The organism is Streptomyces liliiviolaceus (assembly GCF_018070025.1).
Taxonomy (GTDB): domain Bacteria; phylum Actinomycetota; class Actinomycetes; order Streptomycetales; family Streptomycetaceae; genus Streptomyces; species Streptomyces liliiviolaceus.
This window is the reverse complement of the sequence record NZ_JAGPYQ010000001.1, coordinates 6,376,552-6,392,438: the sequence shown is the minus strand read 5'-3', so window position 1 is coordinate 6,392,438 and position 15,887 is coordinate 6,376,552. Positions and strand designations below refer to the sequence as shown.

Here is a 15,887-nt window from a genome sequence, read left to right as displayed (position 1 = left end):
ACACGCATACGCCTCCTTCGCAGAGAAAGGCCGTACGACAATGACGCCCTATGCCCGCCGCGGCGTGCACGGCCAGACCGTGGAAGTCCTCGCCCGCCGCATCCTGGGCGGCGAGATCCCCGAGGGGGCCACGCTGGACCTGGTGGCGCTGCAGAGCGAGCTGGACGTGAGCCTCACCGCCCTGCGCGAGTCCCTCAAGGTGCTCGCCGCCAAGGGGATGGTCGACGCCCGCCAGAAACGCGGCACGTTCGTCCGTACCCGTGCCGAGTGGAACCTCCTCGATGTCGACGTACTGCGCTGGCAGTTCGAGGGCGGCCGTACCTCCGAGGCCGACGAGGCGCTGCTGCGAAATCTCGCCGAGGTGCGCGCCATCATCGAACCGGCCGCGGTGCGGCTGGCCGCCGACCGGCGCACCGACGCCGACCTGGCGGCCCTGGACGGCGCGCTCGGCGCGATGGGGGAGGGCGGTGGCGACGCCGCCCACGCCGTGGAGGCCGACCTCGCCTTCCACCGGGCACTGCTGGCCGCCACCCACAACGAACTCCTCGAACGCATGGAGATGGTGATCGAGTCCGGGCTGGCCCACCGCGACCGCATCGTGCACAGCGCCCCGCACAGCGAGGACCCGGTCCCGGCGCACCGGGCGGTCCTGGACGCCGTACGCGACCGGGACCCACGGGCCGCCGAGACCGCGATGCGGGCCCTGCTCGACCAGGCGGGCCGCGACCTGGACCGCCTCAGCGACACCGATGACACCGGTGGCACCGGTGACGCCCGTGACAGCCATGTGCCCGACGCGACGGAAGGCTCCCGCTCCCAGTGAAGATCACCCGTATCGAGACCTTCCTCGTCCCGCCCCGCTGGCTCTTCTGCCGTATCGAGACCGACGAGGGTGTGGTCGGCTGGGGCGAACCGGTCGTCGAGGGGCGGGCCGAGGTCGTGCGCGCCGCCGTCGACGTGCTGGCCGAACACCTCGTCGGCCAGGACCCGTTGCGCATCCAGGATCACTGGCAGGTGCTGTCCAAGGGCGGCTTCTACCGCGGCGGCCCGGTGCTCTCCAGTGCCGTCGCCGGGCTCGACCAGGCCCTGTGGGACATCGCCGGCAAGACGTACGGGGCTCCGGTGCACGCCCTGCTGGGCGGCCCGGTGCGGGACCGCGTCCGCGTCTACGCCTGGGTCGGCGGCGACGAACCCGCCGAGCTGACCGAGCAGATAGCCGCGCAGGTCGAGGCGGGCTTCACGGCGGTGAAGATGAACGGCGCCGGGGCCACCTCGCCGATCCCCACGCCCGCCGAGACCGCCGCGATCGTGGGCCGGGTGGCCGCCGCCCGCGAGGCACTGGGCCCCGACCGGGATGTCGCCGTCGACTTCCACGGCCGTTTCACGGCGGCGGGCGCACGCCGGGTCCTGTCCGAACTGGGGCCGCTGCACCCGCTGTTCGTCGAGGAGCCCGTAGTGCCCGAGCACGGTCACCTGCTGGCCGGCCTCGTCGCCGCGACCCCGATCCCGCTCGCCACCGGTGAACGCCTCTACGGGCGCGCCGACTTCCTGCCCGTACTCACCGCGGGCATCGCGGTCGCCCAGCCGGATCTGTCCCACGCCGGGGGCATCTCGGAGGTGCACCGCATCGCCTCGCTCGCCGAGACCCACGGCGCGCAGCTCGCCCCGCACTGCCCGCTCGGCCCGATCGCCCTGGCGGCCAGCCTCCAGGTCGCCTTCGCCACCCCCAACTTCCTCATCCAGGAGCAGAGTCGGGGCATCCACTACAACAAGGACGCCGACCTGCTGTCGTACCTGGTGGACACCGAGCCGTTCCGGTTCGTCGACGGGCACGCCTCGCGGGGTGACGCCCCCGGTCTGGGCGTCACCGTCGACGAGGCCGCCGTCCGCGCCGCCGACCGGTCCGGACACGCCTGGCGCAACCCGGTGTGGCGACATGCCGACGGCTCCTTCGCGGAGTGGTGAGCGTGCCGCTCGAAGTGGCCACCGACCCGACCCACGGCGGCCGTTGGACCTCCCTGCGCACGGCTGCCGGCCGGGAGTGGCTGTGGCACCGCGTGGCCCCCGAGCGGGCGGGGGTCGCACCCGGCGACGCGTTCGTGGACGCGGGCGGCCTGGAGGAATGCGTCCCCACGATCCGGGGCGGGCCGGACCACGGGGAGGCGTGGTCCCGCCCTTGGACTCGGGTCCCGGCCCCGGCGCGGGGTGACGACCGGTACGTCGTCCGCTGCGAGCGGTTCACGCTCGGACGCACGATCCGCGGCACCCTCGACGGAGCGGAGGCCGACTACGTGCTGACGGCCGACCCGGGCTTCCGCTTCGTGTGGGCCGCTCACGCCCTGCTCGATCTCTCCGAGGGGGCGAGCGTGCGCATCGGCGACGGCGCGCGGACCCGGCTCTTCCCCGAGGCGGCCCCGCTGTTGACGCAGCTGTGGCCCGAGGGCGCCGCGTGGGTGGAGGGGGACTGGCCCGTCCCCCGCGGACTGCCTCTGGACCGGTTCGGTCCGGACGACGGCACCGCGGTCGGTGCCGTCGTGGACGCCCCCGGCTGCTGTGTCCACGACGGCCGGGACCGGCTGTCCCTGGCCCTGGAGGCCGACGGACAGCCCACGTCCGTCGCCCTCTGGCGCAACCTGGGCGGCTTCCCCACCGGGCGCCCGTACCGCAGCACAGGCGTCGAGCCCATGCTCGGCCGTGTTTTCGACCTCGCCGAGGCGGGTCCCGGCGACGCGGCCCGGGTACCCGCCTCCGGCGAGGTGCGATGGCGGCTGACGCTCACCACGCACTGCCGCTGCACCTGAACCGACCCGTTGCACAAGGAGTCTGCATGGACCTGCTGGATCTTCGAGCGGCCCTCACCGCCCACCGCCTGGTCGCGATCGTGCGCGGCGACGACCCGGAGGCGGCGCTGCGCACCGTGCTGGCCCTGGCCGAGGAGGGGGTCGAGCTGATCGAGGTGTCCCTCAGCGGTAAGGACGCCCTGTCGGTCATCGGGCGGGCCCGTGAGGCGCTCGGCCCCGACCGCCCCCTCGGCGCCGGTACGGTCCTGACCGCCGACGACGCCCGCGCCGCCCAGGAGGCCGGTGCGGACTTCGCCGTCACCCCCGCGCTCGGGGACGGCGTCACCGCTGCACGCGAACGGGGACTGCCGGTCCTGGCCGGGGTGATGACCCCGACCGAGATCCTGGCCGCGCGGACCCTCGGCGCCGCCGCCCTGAAGATCTTCCCCGCCGCCCAGGCCGGCGGCCCCGCCTACCTCAAGGCCCTGCGCGGCCCGTTCCCGCACGAGCTGTTCGTGCCGGTGGGCGGGGTCGACGGGGCCGCCGCCCGCGCGTATCTGGCGGCCGGGGCGACCGCCGTCGGGGTAGGTTCACCGCTGGTCGGGGACGCGGCCGACGGCGGCAGCCTGACCGCGCTGCGGGACCGCGCGCGGGCGTTCCTCGCGGTGGCGAACGAAGGTGGGGCGTGACCCACCCCGAAGCCGAAGCCCCGGCGGGGGCGGATGTCCTCGGCCCCGACCGTCTGGAACTCGGCGAAGGCATCCGCTGGACGGCCGATCACGGCATCGTGCTCGTGGACATCCTCGCGGGCCGCCTGCTCACCGCCACGGACCGTCCCGCCGAACCCTTCAGTCATCTGGCCCGTCTACCAGTCCCCTTGGGCGCGGTGGCCCCCGTCGCCGACGCACCCGGCACCTGGATCGCCGCCGCGGGAACCGGCATCTGCCTGCTCACCCCGGACGCTCCGCCGAGTTGGCTGGCCCGGCCCGAGGCGGACGCGGCACGGCCCATGCGCATGAACGACGGGACCGCCGACCCCGCCGGCCGCTTCTGGGCGGGCAGCATGGCCCACGAGGCCGACGACGGCGCCGGCTCCCTCTACCGCGTCGACCACGACGGCACGGTGGCCCGCGTCCTCGACGGCATCACCGTGCCGAACGGGCCCGCCTTCACGGCCGACGGCCGCACCATGTACCTGGCCGACAGCGCCCGCGGAGTCGTCCGGCGTCATCCCGTCGACCCCGCCACCGGCGACCTCGGCGCCCCGGAGGTGTACGTCACCGTCGACGACGGCAGCCCCGACGGCATGGTCGTGGACGCCGAGGGCGCGGTGTGGATCGCGGTGTGGGGCACCGGCACCGTACGCCGGTATCTGGCGGACGGCCGCCTCGACCGCACCCTGCGGCTGCCCGCACGGCAACCCGCCGGAGTGTGCCTGCGGGAGGACCTGCTGTACGTCACCAGCGCCCGGGTGGGACTCGCCGCGCCCGGCCCGTACGACGGCGCCGTGTTCACGGCCCGGGTCGACGTACCCGGGAGACCGGCGGACACCTACCGGCACCACACCCGTGACCGCCGTGGCCCCGACTCGCCCCGGAAGGAGACGGCATGAGCAGCGCGTCCGCACCCCGCGCCGTCTGGCGGCCCCGCGAAGGACCGGTGGTCTGCGTCGGGGAGACCATGGCCGCGCTGGCTCCCGCCCCGGCCGAGTCCCTGGAGAGCGCCGAGGACCTGCGGGTGTCGGTGGCGGGGGCCGAGTCGAACGTGGCGATGTACCTGGCCGATCTGGGTGTCCCCGTCTCCTGGCTCTCGGCGCTCGGCGACGACGCGCTGGGCCGGCGGGTGCGTGCCGCGGTCGGCGCCGCCGGTGTCGACGTCGGGGGAGTGCGGCACGACCCGGCCCGGCCCACGGGCCTGCTCGTGAAGGAGCCCGCCGCCACCGGTACCCGCGTCCACTACTACCGCGGCGGCTCGGCGGCCTCGGCCCTGGGCCCCGAGATGCTGGAGGACGACAGACTACGGTCCGCCTCCGTCCTCCACCTCACCGGGATCACCCCGGCCCTGTCCCCGTCCTGCCGGAGCCTGGTCGAGGAAGCCCTCGCCACCCCGCCGGACGAACGCCCGTACGCCGTCAGCTTCGACGTCAACCACCGCCGGGCGCTGTGGCCGCCCGGCACGGCCGCGCCCGTACTGCGCGAACTGGCCGACCGCGCCGACCTCGTCCTCGTGGGCCTCGACGAGGCACAGGACCTGTGGGACGCCGGCCTCGAACCGGACGGCGTACGGCGGCTGTTGCCGCGTCCGCGCCTCCTCGTCGTCAAGGACGGCGGCCGGTCGGCCACGGTCTTCGGCGACGAAGGCTCCTGGACCGTGCCCGCTCTGCGCACGGACGTGGTGGAGCCCGTCGGCGCCGGAGACGCCTTCGCCGCAGGGTTCCTGACAGGTCTGCTGCGGGGCGACGGCATGGAACGCGCGCTGCGGCTCGGACACATCACCGCCGGTTCGGCACTCCAAGTGACCGGCGATCATGGCCCGTTGCCCGACAAGGCCAGGATCGAGGAACTCCTCGGACTCCCCGCGTCCGACTGGGCCCGGGTGAACCGCGAGTGACGGACCGGTCGCGGTGAGGTGGTCAAGGCCTCAAGGTCACCTTCGGGTACGACGAAGGTCACATTTACATATCGGACACTTCGCACTTCAATCTTCACGCGAGACACACAAGTTGGCTAAGTTGACGGCTAGGCCGTACGACTGGCTCCGGTGAACCTCGCCGGGTCGCGCGGTCTCCGCCGAATCCGACCGGCCCCCGTGGCGGCCGGAGCCGGAGGTCCAGTCGACTTTCAGGGTGAATCGGCCCAACTGCGCAGCAGGCAGGGGCCGTAGGGCACGGACGTCGGAACTGTCCGCCCGAAGCCGAAGGTCGACCCGGCAGGCGGTGCACGGAAGGAGTCGTCTCCCATCGCGCCGGAACGAACGCAGCGCCCCGGAGGCACCGGCCTCCCCGGCATGTCCCGCTCCGCCCTCGTGAAGGCGGCCCCCGCTTCCGTGGACCAGTTCGCCTCCGCGGGCATTCCCGCCCAGCGGAGCGACGAACCCAGCCGCGAGGAAGTTCAGCAGCGGATCACCAATCTCTACGACCGGGTCGAGAACGCCACGGGCAACATCAACGTCACCCGCGCGATGAGCACCGCCACCCGCGACGCCAGGCCGGCGTCCGGGGGCGGAGGCGGCCGGGGCGGAGCCACCGATGCCGCCGCCCCGCTGCCGGACGTCGCGAAGAAGTGGTTCGACGTGGGCCGCTCGCAGCTCGGCCCCGTCTTCCCGGCGGTGCTGCCGCCCGACAGGATGCCGGACCGGGGTTCCGCCGGGTCCCGGCCCGCCGACTCGGGCGGTCGTCCGAGCGGCGGTGGCGGTGAGGGGCGCGGAGAGCGTGAGGGTTCCGGCAAGCCCGTCCTGGAGCTGACCGCCGGTCCGAGCGCCGGCCCCGGTGCCGGAGGTGGCGCCGGACCCGTCGCGGAACTGACCGCGAGGCCCGTCGCCGAGCTGACCGCGGGACCCGCCGCCGCGCTGCCGGCCGTTCCGGCCCAGCGCCAGGCGGCCGACAGGACCTTGTCCGGGCCGTCCGGCGGACCGTCGCAGACGACGCTGCGGACCTCGAAGCAGCGCAACCAGCGCAAGCTCGGACAGGCCCGCGACCTGCTGGCCGGACACGCGGCCCGGCGCCCCGCACCCGTCGCGGAACTGCAGCCCTTCCAGGCGGTCGAGGGCGCCTGGGGCCCCGCGGCCCAGACGCAGAACCACCGGGCGGCCGCGACCGGCGCGGACGCCTGGCAGCAGCCGGCCATCGGCACGGACATGCGCGCGGGCACCGACATGTACGCCGGTACGGCCATGTACCCCGGCATACCCGGCACGGGAGCGGGTGTCGCCGCCGACCAGAGCATCGGCAACGGCGTGTACCCCGGGGTCGACCAGTACGCCGGAGCCCCGTACGCCAGTGGCCGGCAGAGCGACACGAGCATGTACGTCGACGCCAGCACGCCCATCGCCACGGGAGTCGCCCTCGACATGCAGGCCGCGGCCAACCCCGGATACGGCGCCCCCGCACCCGCCCCTGCTCCCGCTCCTGCTCCCGCCTATGCGACGCCCGCCCATGGCACGCCCGTCTATGCCGCGCCCGACCCCGGGTACGGCGGACAGGGCGCCAGGGCCGTCGACTTCGCACGCGCCCAGATCGGCAAGCCGTGCGTATGGGGTTCGATGGGACCGGGCTCGTACGACTGCTCCAGCCTCACGCAGGCCGCCTGGAAGGTCGCCGGAGTCGCGCTCCCGCGTTCCGTCCCGGACCAGGCGACCGCCGGCACGATGGTCCCCGTGTCGGACATCAGGCCCGGCGACCTGGTCCTCTTCAGCGGCCAGGTCGGACACGTCGGCATCGCCACCGGCAACGGCATGATGATCCACGCGCCGAGCCCGGGTGTCGCCATCCGCGAGGAGTCGATCTACTGGGCCGGCGAGGCGGCGATCCACAGCGTGATCCGCCCCGCCTGAACCAGGGCTCAGCGTGACCGCGGCGTCTCCGCCGGCTCCATGAGCGCCTTGGTGAAGCAGACACTGAACGGATTGCGGTCGTACGGGGCGTACGGCCGCACCTCCTGCCAGCCCTCCCGCGCGTAGAGCGACCGGGCCTCCGGCTGGAGCGCGCCCGTCTGCAGCCACAGCCGGTCGACGCCGAGGGCCAGCGCGGTCGACTCCACCGCCGCGAGGGCCGCGCGCGCCAGACCCCGGCCGCGGTGGCCGGCGTGCACGAACACCCGCTTCACCTCGTGCCGGTCGGGCAGCCTGCGCAGCGAGGCGGTGGCCACCGGCACGCCCTCGGCGTAGGCGACCCAGGTGACGACGATCTCCTCGGCCGCGGGCTGCGGCGCACGGACGCGCCGGTGTTCGACCGGCGCGTAGCGCGGGGCCAGTTCGGCGGACATCTGCTCCCGCAGCCGGGCCGGTGCCGGGGCGTCCCACTCCTCGGTCACCCACCGGACCGCCGCCACCCGCCGGTCGGCGTGCGTCTCCACCTAGCGGCCCGTTCGCCCGCCGTCGAGGAAGGCCGGGTGCCGGCCGAGCCGCCGGACGTACCGGTCCAGGTGGAGGTACGCGGACAGGGCGTCGTCGGCCGGGTCGAGGTGTGTGAGCGCCACCCAGAGATCCACGTCCGCAGCCGTGATCGCATCCCCCAACACGTACGGTCCGACGGCCAGTTGGTGGTCGAGCAGGGTCAGGGTCGCCGCCCGGGCGTGTGCCGGGGAGGCCGGTGTGACGTCCCGGGCGAGGAGCTCACGCAGGGCGTCGATCTCCGCGGCGAGGGCCGGGGGCCGCAGCGCGGGCAGGCCGGGCCCCTCGTCGTCCCGGAGACCGGCGAGGTCGGTGAGGTCGCGCAGGATGTCGGGCGTGTGGTTGCTGACGACACGTCCGCTCCACCGGTCGCACAGCGCGGGCGCGGTGAGCGGGCCGTCGTAGTGGTGCCAGGTCGCCTCGTAGGCCCGGCGCAGCGAGGCGAAGGCGTCGGGCGTCTCGGCGGGGCGGGTCAGCACGGTGGTGGCCGTCGAGCTCTCAAGTCCCAGCAGGGCGAGGGTGATCGAGACGCGCAGCGAACGCTGACAGCCTTCGGACAGATACAGCTGATAGCGGTGCGGCGCCGGGTAGAAGCCGCCGGCGAGGCCGACGCCTATGCGGCCGCGGAAGCGGTGCGGACGTGCGGTCGCGCTCGGTGGGACCGTGCCGCAGGCGGGTGCGCCGGTGACGGCCGTACGGGCGGCCGTGGCGAAGGTACCTGTGCTCGAACCGCGGGAAACTGTCTCGGGCATGGCTCTCCAGAGGGAATCGCGGAAGCCCTGGCCGCCTTGTGGGCACCAGTGGCGAAACGGAGTGACTGCGCTGTGTCGTGCACGTCCGGCAGGTCCCACGGGTCCGGCAGGTCCGGATCGGGCGGACCTGAGGGGCCGGGTGGACCGGCGGCGGACTAGTAAGCGCTGGAGACGCGCAACAGATCGATGTGCAGTCGCCTCGTCAAGCCGTTCCTGGGCAATTCCCACCCGTCCCGGTCGGGGCTCGCGCGAGGCGAGACCACGCTTGTCCCGCCGCACCGGCGGAACCCGGTCGTCACCCGGGGCACCCCGTCGCGGTGGAAGGGTTGCCTGTCAGCGGGCCGGGGCCGATGACCGCACGGACGGGGGACCCCGTCCGACGGGCGCTGACAATCGTGACCGTCCCCGCAAGTGTCTGTGCGCTGAGTGAGTGTCGTCAAGATGCCGAGACGACGTCTCAGTACGTGGGCAGTGGCCTGTGCGGGTTCGGTGGGGGCTGAGCGCGCAGTTCCCCGCGCCCCTAGAGGGGCGAGGGCGAAGCCCCGCCTTCAGGGGCGCGGGGAACTGCGCGGCCAGCCCCCACCGAACCCGCACACGACAACGCACCGACCGCCCAAGGAACCGCCGAGATAAATCCCGTACTGCCGGAAGAAAAGGAACACCCGTACTGTTGTGAGCGTCGACCGGAAGCCGAGCCGCAGAACGGAGGTGACGCACGTGGGACCACGCCCCGTGCCCCGCCTCCGCGTCCCCACGCTCACCCCGCGCCGCCGCGTACGCCTGTACTCGCGGCAGCACATCGACCTCCTGCGCGTCGCCGGCGCGCTCTGTCGTCCCTGACCCGTACCTCCGCGGCCCCGCCCTCCGCGCAGTGAGGGCCGGCTTCCTCCACGGTCGATCAGGAAGGCACCCCCGTCGTGTCGTCAGTACCTTCTTCTGCCCTGCCCTCTTCCTCCTCCGCCCTGCACCTCGCCGTCGCGCTCGACGGAGCCGGCTGGCATCCCGCCGCGTGGCGCGAACCGGTGGCCCGCCCCCGGGACCTGCTCACCGCCGGCTACTGGACGGACCTCGTCACCGAGGCCGAGCGCGGTCTGCTCGACTTCGTGACCATCGAGGACGCCCTCGGCCTCCAGTCCACGCACTTCACCGAGCCCGACGGACGCACCGACCAGGTCCGCGGCCGGCTCGACGCCGTCCTCATCGCCGCCCGGGTCGCCCCGCTGACCAGCCACATAGGTCTGCTGCCGACCGTGGTGGCCACCCACACAGAGCCCTTCCACATATCGAAGGCCATCGCCACGCTGGACTATGTGAGCACCGGCCGTGGCGGCGTACGGATCCAGGTGTCGGCCCGCCGCAACGAGGCCGCGCACTTCGGCCGCCGTACGGTCCCGTCGTTCCGTATCGAGGACCTGGAGAGCCCCGCCGTACAGGAGTTGACGGTCGACCTCTTCGACGAGGCGGCCGACTACGTCGAAGCGGTGCGGCGGCTGTGGGACAGCTGGGAGGACGGCGCGGAGATCCGGGACGTCGCCACCGGCCGCTTCGTCGACCGGGAGAAGCTGCACTACATCGACTTCGAGGGCGCGCACTTCAGCGTCAAGGGGCCCTCGATCACGCCCAGGCCCCCGCAGGGCCAGCCGCCCGTCGGGGCGCTCGCCCACGAGAGCGTGACCGGCGCGCCGTTCCGGCTGCTGGGCCGCAGCGCCGACCTCGGGTTCGTCACCCCGCACGACGCCGGGCAGGCCAGGGCGATCGTCGCCTCGGTACGCGCCGAACAGGACGCGGCCGGGCGGGCGGGCGAGCCCCTGCACCTCTTCGGTGACCTGGTCGTGTTCCTGGACGACGACCCCGCCGAGGCCGCGGCCCGCAAGGAGCGGCTCGACACCCTCGCGGGGTACCCGTACACCAGCGACGCCCGGATCTTCACCGGCACCCCGTCCCAACTGGCCGACCTGCTGCAGGAATTGGGCGAGGCCGGGCTGACCGGCTTCCGGCTGCGCCCCGCCGTCGCGGGACACGACCTCCCCGCGATCACCCGGGGCCTGGTCCCCGAACTCCAGCGCCGGGGCGTCTTCCGGCACGCGTACGAGGCCGACACCCTGCGCGGACTGCTCGGGCTCGCCCGCCCGGCCAACCGCTACGCCGCAGCCGCAGCCGTAGCGGCCGACGCAGCCGCCGACGCCGTCACCACCGCCTGAGCCGGAAGGACCCACGAACATGAGCGAGCCCCGCAAGCCCCTCAAGCAGATCCACCTCGCGGCCCACTTCCCCGGCGTCAACAACACCACCGTGTGGAGCGACCCCCAGGCGGGCAGCCACATCGAGTTCAGCTCCTTCGCCCACTTCGCGCGTACCGCCGAACGCGCCAAGTTCGACTTCCTGTTCCTCGCCGAGGGCCTGCGCCTGCGCGAACAGGGCGGCAAGATCTACGATCTGGACGTCGTCGGACGGCCCGACACCTTCACGATCCTGTCCGCGCTGGCCGCCGTCACCGAACGCCTCGGCCTCACCGGCACCATCAACTCCACCTTCAACGAGCCCTACGAGGTGGCACGGCAGTTCGCGAGCCTCGACCACCTCTCCGACGGCCGCGCCGCCTGGAACGTCGTCACGTCCTGGGACGCCTTCACCGGCGAGAACTTCCGCCGCGGCGGCTTCCTCCCGCAGGACGAGCGCTACTCCCGCGCCAAGGAGTTCCTGGCCACCGCGAACGAACTCTTCGACTCCTGGCACGGCGACGAGATCGTCGCCGACCCGGCGACCGGCACCTTCCTGAGCGACGCCAAGGCCGGAGCCTTCGTCCACCAGGGACAGCACTTCGACATCGAGGGCCAGTTCAACGTGCCCGTCTCCCCGCAGGGCCGCCCGGTGATCTTCCAGGCGGGCGACTCCGAGGAGGGCCGCGAGTTCGCCGCCGCCGGAGCCGACGCGATCTTCAGCCGGTACGCCACCCTCAAGGAGGGCCAGGCCTTCTACGCGGACGTCAAGGGCCGCCTGGCCCGCCACGGCCGCACCCACGACCAGCTGCTCATCCTGCCCGCCGCGACCTTCGTCCTCGGCGACACGGACGCCGACGCCGCCGAACTGGCCCGCGAGGTGCGCCGGCAGCAGGTCAGCGGGGCGACCGCGCTCAAGCACCTGGAGTTCGTCTGGAACCGCGACCTGTCCGCGTACGACCCGGACGGGCCGCTGCCCGACATCGATCCCGACCTCGGTGAGCACACGCTCGCCCGCGGCCGGGCCCAGGTGCGCATGTACCGCGACCCGCTCGCCACCGCCCGTGAGTGGCGCGAGCTGGCCGCCGCCAACAAGTGGTCCATCCGCGACCTGGTCATCGAGACCGGCAACCGCCAGGCCTTCGTCGGCTCGGCCGAGACGGTCGCGCGCACCATCGACGAGTTCGTGCAGGCCGACGCCAGCGACGGCTTCATCCTCGTCCCGCACATCACCCCCGGCGGCCTCGACGCCTTCGCCGACACGGTCGTCCCGCTGCTCCAGGAGCGCGGCGTCTTCCGCACGGAGTACGAGGGCACGACCCTGCGCGACCACCTGGGTCTCGACCGGCCCGCCGCCCGGTCCGGCTCCGCGGCGCACGGCGAGCGGGCGGTCGCCTCGTGAAGTTCCTGGCGATCACCCTGATCGTGCACGCGCCGGATCCGGTGACCGGCATCCGGAAATCCACCGGCGACCGCTTCCGCGAGGTCCTCGACAACGCCCTGCTGGCCGAGGAGCTGGGCTTCGACGGCTTCGGCGTGGGGGAGCGGCACGAGCGCCCCTTCATCTCCTCCTCGCCGCCCGTCGTCCTCAGCCACATCGCCGCCCTCACCTCCCGCATCCGCCTGTTCACGGCGGTGACGACCCTCAGCCTCCTCGACCCGGTCCGCGCGTACGAGGACTACGCGACCCTGGACCACCTGTCCGGCGGTCGCCTCGAACTGATCATCGGCAAGGGCAACGGGGCCGCCCAGCGCGACCTGTTCCACGTCACGCCCGAGGACCAGTGGGACCGCAACGCCGAGAGCTACGAGGTGTTCCGCACGCTCTGGCGGCAGGACAAGGTGACTGCCGCGACCCGTTTCCGCCCGGAACTGGTGGACGCCGAGGTGTGGCCCAGACCGCTCCAGCAGCCCATCCGCGTCTGGCACGGCAGCGCCACGAGCAAGGAGTCCGTCGACCTCGCCGCCCGCTACGGCGACCCGCTCTTCTCGGCGAACGTCTCCAACCCGATCGAGCCGTACGCCGAGTTGATCCGGTACTACCGCGAACGCTGGGAGTTCCACGGCCACGACCCGGCCCGTATCGCCGTCGGCGCCGGGACGGCCGGCTACTACGCGGCCCGTACGTCACAGGAGGCGATCAGCGCCTACCGGCCCGTGTTCGAGGGGCAGTTGGCGTTCCAGAAGCGGCTCGGCCTGGAACCGGTCTTCCCCACCCTGGAGGACTTCGTGGAGCGCAGTTCTGCACTCGTCGGCAGCCCGCAGCAGATCATCGAGAAAGTGCACGGCTACCACGAGCAGTTCGGCCACACAGTTCTCCATCTCCACGCGGACGCGGGTGGTCTGACGGACACTCAGCACCGCGACTCGCTTGCCCTCTTCCAGTCGGCCGTCGCCCCGGTGCTGCGCCGCGAGATCCCCGACCCGCCGTTCCCCTGGGGCCCGGTGCAGGCCGGACCCACGCCGGTACCCGTCGCCGCCGACCGCTGAGGAGAACCCGTACCCATGTCAGACATCCCCCTCGGCGTCCTCGACCTGGTCCCGGTGTCGTCCGGCTCCACCGCGGCCGAGGCGCTGCGCAACTCCATCGACCTGGCCCGGCGGGCCGAACAACTCGGCTACGCCCGCTACTGGTTCGCCGAGCACCACCTCAACCCCGGAGTCGCGGGCACCTCCCCGGCGGTCGTGCTCGCCCTCACCGCCTCCGCGACCTCGTCGATCCGGCTCGGCTCCGGAGCCGTACAACTGGGCCACCGCACCGCCCTGTCCACGGTGGAGGAGTTCGGGCTGATCGACGCGCTGCATCCCGGGCGCCTCGACCTGGGTCTCGGCCGCTCCGGCGGCCGGCCGCCCGGCGGACCCGTCGAGCCGCTGCCGGACGCGACCCCCGTCGTGGACGGCCGGGCCCCCAACGGCCTGCCGATCCCGCCGAAGTTCTCCTTCGCGCACCTGCTCGGCTCGCCCCGCGTGGCCCTCCAGCTGAAACTGCTCAAGCAGCCGAACGCCGAGTCGCAGGAGTACGGCGAGCAGATCGACGACATCCTCGCGCTGCTGGCCGGCACCTACCGGTCGGCGGACGGCATCGAGGCTCATGCCGTCCCGGGCGAGGGCGCCGACCTCCAGGTGTGGATCCTGGGCAGCAGCGGGGGCGAGAGCGCCGAGGTCGCGGGCCGGGGCGGACTGCGGTTCGCGGCGAACTACCACGTCAGCCCCGGGACCGTACTGGAGGCGGTGGAGGCCTACCGGGCCGCGTTCCGGCCCTCCGACGTGCTCGACAAGCCGTATGTGAGCGTCTCGGCCGACGTCGTGGTCGCCGAGGACGACGAGAGCGCCCGTGAACTGGCCGCCGGATACGGTCCCTGGGTCCGCAGCATCCGCACGGCCGAGGGCGCGATCCCTTTCCCCACCCCCGACGAGGCCCGCGCCCACGTGTGGACCGAAGCGGACCGGGCGCTGGTCCAGGACCGTGTCGACACCCAGTTCGTCGGCTCGCCGAGCCGGGTCGCGGGCCAACTCGAACAACTGGGGGAGGCCACCGGCGCCGACGAGCTGCTGATCACCACCATCACCCACGACCACGCCGACCGCGTCCGCTCGTACGAGCTGCTGGCGCAGGAGTGGCGACGGAGGTGACGGGGTCGGGGTGAGGGGGCGCCCGGCTCGCCCGCGCAGGAGCGGAAAGCTCCGCCGCGGACGAGTCGGGCGGCCATCCGGACCGGCGGCCCGGCGGGGCTCAGCCCAGACCCACGTAGTCCTGCAGCGCCTGCGAGCGGGAGGGGTGGCGCAGCTTCGACATCGTCTTGGACTCGATCTGCCGGATGCGCTCACGCGTGACCCCGTAGACCTGGCCGATCTCCTCCAAGGTCTTCGCCTGGCCGTCCAGCAGTCCGTAACGGAGGGTGATGATGCCTGCCTCGCGCGGAGTCATGGCGGAGAGGACGGTCTGGATGGTGTCCCTGAGGAGCCGGAACGACACCGCGTCGAAGGGGGAGACGCTTTCGCTGTCCTCGATCACATCTCCGAGTTCGGTGCCGCCCTCCTCGCCCAGGGGCATATGCAGCGAGACGGGTTCCTTGATGTAGGTGTCGAGTTCCACGATCTTCGAAACGGGGAGATCCAATTTCTCCGCGATCTGCTCCACCGTGGGCTCGACACCCAGTTCCTGCAGCAATTCCCGACGAAGTCTGGCCACTTTGTTGATCGCTTCCACCGCGTGGACCGGAATGCGGATGGTGCGGCTCTGATCGGCCAGCGCCCGGGAAATCGCCTGCCGGATCCACCAGGTCGCGTAGGTCGAGAACTTGAATCCCTTGACGTAGTCGAACTTCTCGACGGCCCGGATCAGGCCCGTGTTGCCCTCCTGGATCAGGTCCAGGAAGTTGAGCCCGCGGCGCGTGTAGCGCTTGGCTATGGACACCACCAGCCGGAGGTTCGCCTCGGTGAGGTGCGACTTCGCCCGCAGCCCGTCCTCGGCGACCGCGGTCAGCTCCTGCCGGAACAAGGGGTCGAGACCGCGCTCCTCGTCGAGCTTGCGCTGGGCGAACAGGCCCGCCTCGATCCGTCTGGCGAGATCCACCTCCTGCGCGGCGGTGAGGAGCCGGACGCGGCTGATCACCTTCAGGTAGTCGCGCACCTGGTCGACGGAGGCGCCGTCGGACGTGAGTACGGGCTCGGGCGCGTCGGACTCGTCGTCGGGAGCCGGCGCAAGGGCCCGCTGTTCCTGGTGGTCTGTCTCCATCGCGCTCAGCATCTCTTCCCGGGTCTCGGTCCCCGTGCACACTCAAGCAATGTCAACCAACGTGAACCAGGACCTCTGGGCCCTCGTAAACCCCGCATTCTCGTCATTCCGCTTTCCGCTCATAAAGGTACACCCGCCCGAGCGGTCGGAGACGGCCGAGAATTACTGCAAATTGCGGGTGAGAAACATCACGTGAGCTGCGTGGTTGCTTTTCGAGAGTTTCTGCGTACTAGTGCACGGTCTCCGTCACCGGCCCGCAGGAGGAGAGCGGCATCTCGGGGTGGGTGGC

14 protein-coding genes, 1 pseudogene and 1 riboswitch are annotated in these 15,887 nt (G+C 72.7%); of the genes and pseudogenes, 12 read left to right on the top strand and 3 right to left on the bottom strand.

Annotated elements, in window-relative coordinates:
• Positions 1-40: 40 nt before the first annotated feature.
• The 7 genes from J8N05_RS27865 to J8N05_RS47580 all read left to right on the top strand — a co-directional run bounded on the left by J8N05_RS27865 (position 41) and on the right by J8N05_RS47580 (position 7,331).
• Entirely contained in the window at positions 41-823 is a 783-nt protein-coding gene (locus J8N05_RS27865; protein ID WP_210887463.1) for a FadR/GntR family transcriptional regulator, read from the top strand.
• On the top strand, positions 820-1,965 hold the full coding sequence (gene dgoD / locus J8N05_RS27860) for a galactonate dehydratase (protein ID WP_210887460.1): 1,146 nt from the start codon (positions 820-822) through the stop codon (positions 1,963-1,965). Before J8N05_RS27865 ends, dgoD begins: the two co-directional genes overlap by 4 nt.
• Positions 1,962-2,801, top strand: coding sequence for a hypothetical protein (locus J8N05_RS27855; protein WP_210887458.1), 840 nt, complete (start codon positions 1,962-1,964; stop codon positions 2,799-2,801). Before dgoD ends, J8N05_RS27855 begins: the two co-directional genes overlap by 4 nt.
• Positions 2,802-2,836: 35 nt before the next feature.
• Complete coding sequence (locus tag J8N05_RS27850; RefSeq protein WP_210890435.1) at positions 2,837-3,469, top strand: bifunctional 4-hydroxy-2-oxoglutarate aldolase/2-dehydro-3-deoxy-phosphogluconate aldolase; 633 nt, start codon at positions 2,837-2,839, stop codon at positions 3,467-3,469.
• Positions 3,466-4,392, top strand: a complete 927-nt coding sequence (locus J8N05_RS27845; protein ID WP_210887455.1) for an SMP-30/gluconolactonase/LRE family protein — start codon at positions 3,466-3,468, stop codon at positions 4,390-4,392. Before J8N05_RS27850 ends, J8N05_RS27845 begins: the two co-directional genes overlap by 4 nt.
• Complete coding sequence (locus J8N05_RS27840) at positions 4,389-5,390, top strand: sugar kinase (protein WP_210887452.1); 1,002 nt, start codon at positions 4,389-4,391, stop codon at positions 5,388-5,390. The genes J8N05_RS27845 and J8N05_RS27840 overlap by 4 nt, the downstream gene beginning before the upstream one ends.
• Positions 5,391-5,786: 396 nt before the next feature.
• Positions 5,787-7,331 carry a C40 family peptidase gene (locus tag J8N05_RS47580; RefSeq protein ID WP_247706523.1) on the top strand — a complete coding sequence of 515 codons (1,545 nt, stop codon included), beginning with the start codon at positions 5,787-5,789 and terminating at the stop codon, positions 7,329-7,331.
• Positions 7,332-7,339: 8 nt separating this feature from the next.
• Here the strand turns inward: J8N05_RS47580 and J8N05_RS27830 are convergent, their stop codons facing one another.
• Both J8N05_RS27830 and J8N05_RS27825 read right to left on the bottom strand, forming a co-directional pair.
• Positions 7,340-7,852: a GNAT family N-acetyltransferase gene (locus J8N05_RS27830; RefSeq protein WP_210887449.1), complete on the bottom strand. Its 513-nt coding sequence runs from the start codon at positions 7,850-7,852 to the stop codon at positions 7,340-7,342.
• Positions 7,853-8,641 carry a glutathione S-transferase family protein gene (locus J8N05_RS27825; RefSeq protein WP_210887447.1) on the bottom strand — a complete coding sequence of 263 codons (789 nt, stop codon included), beginning with the start codon at positions 8,639-8,641 and terminating at the stop codon, positions 7,853-7,855. It abuts the gene before it with no gap.
• 256 nt (positions 8,642-8,897) lie between these two features.
• Positions 8,898-9,042: riboswitch (SAM riboswitch) on the bottom strand.
• Between the two features lie 316 nt (positions 9,043-9,358).
• On the opposite strand from J8N05_RS27825, the gene J8N05_RS47995 reads away from it, so the two are divergent.
• The 5 genes from J8N05_RS47995 to J8N05_RS27805 all read left to right on the top strand — a co-directional run bounded on the left by J8N05_RS47995 (position 9,359) and on the right by J8N05_RS27805 (position 14,493).
• Positions 9,359-9,481 carry a putative leader peptide gene (locus J8N05_RS47995; RefSeq protein ID WP_282108171.1) on the top strand — a complete coding sequence of 41 codons (123 nt, stop codon included), beginning with the start codon at positions 9,359-9,361 and terminating at the stop codon, positions 9,479-9,481.
• Between the two features lie 77 nt (positions 9,482-9,558).
• Entirely contained in the window at positions 9,559-10,842 is a 1,284-nt protein-coding gene (locus tag J8N05_RS27820) for an LLM class flavin-dependent oxidoreductase (RefSeq protein WP_247706522.1), read from the top strand.
• Positions 10,843-10,861: 19 nt separating this feature from the next.
• Positions 10,862-12,262, top strand: a complete 1,401-nt coding sequence (locus J8N05_RS27815) for an NtaA/DmoA family FMN-dependent monooxygenase (RefSeq protein ID WP_210887444.1) — start codon at positions 10,862-10,864, stop codon at positions 12,260-12,262.
• Positions 12,259-13,350, top strand: a complete 1,092-nt coding sequence (locus J8N05_RS27810) for an LLM class flavin-dependent oxidoreductase (RefSeq protein ID WP_210887441.1) — start codon at positions 12,259-12,261, stop codon at positions 13,348-13,350. The genes J8N05_RS27815 and J8N05_RS27810 overlap by 4 nt, the downstream gene beginning before the upstream one ends.
• A 15-nt stretch (positions 13,351-13,365) precedes the next feature.
• Positions 13,366-14,493, top strand: coding sequence for an LLM class flavin-dependent oxidoreductase (locus J8N05_RS27805; RefSeq protein WP_210887438.1), 1,128 nt, complete (start codon positions 13,366-13,368; stop codon positions 14,491-14,493).
• A gap of 100 nt (positions 14,494-14,593) precedes the next feature.
• Here J8N05_RS27805 and J8N05_RS27800 read toward each other — a convergent pair.
• A pseudogene (locus J8N05_RS27800) lies at positions 14,594-15,640 on the bottom strand (RNA polymerase sigma factor); the annotation flags it as partial.
• Positions 15,641-15,887: the final 247 nt, after the last annotated feature.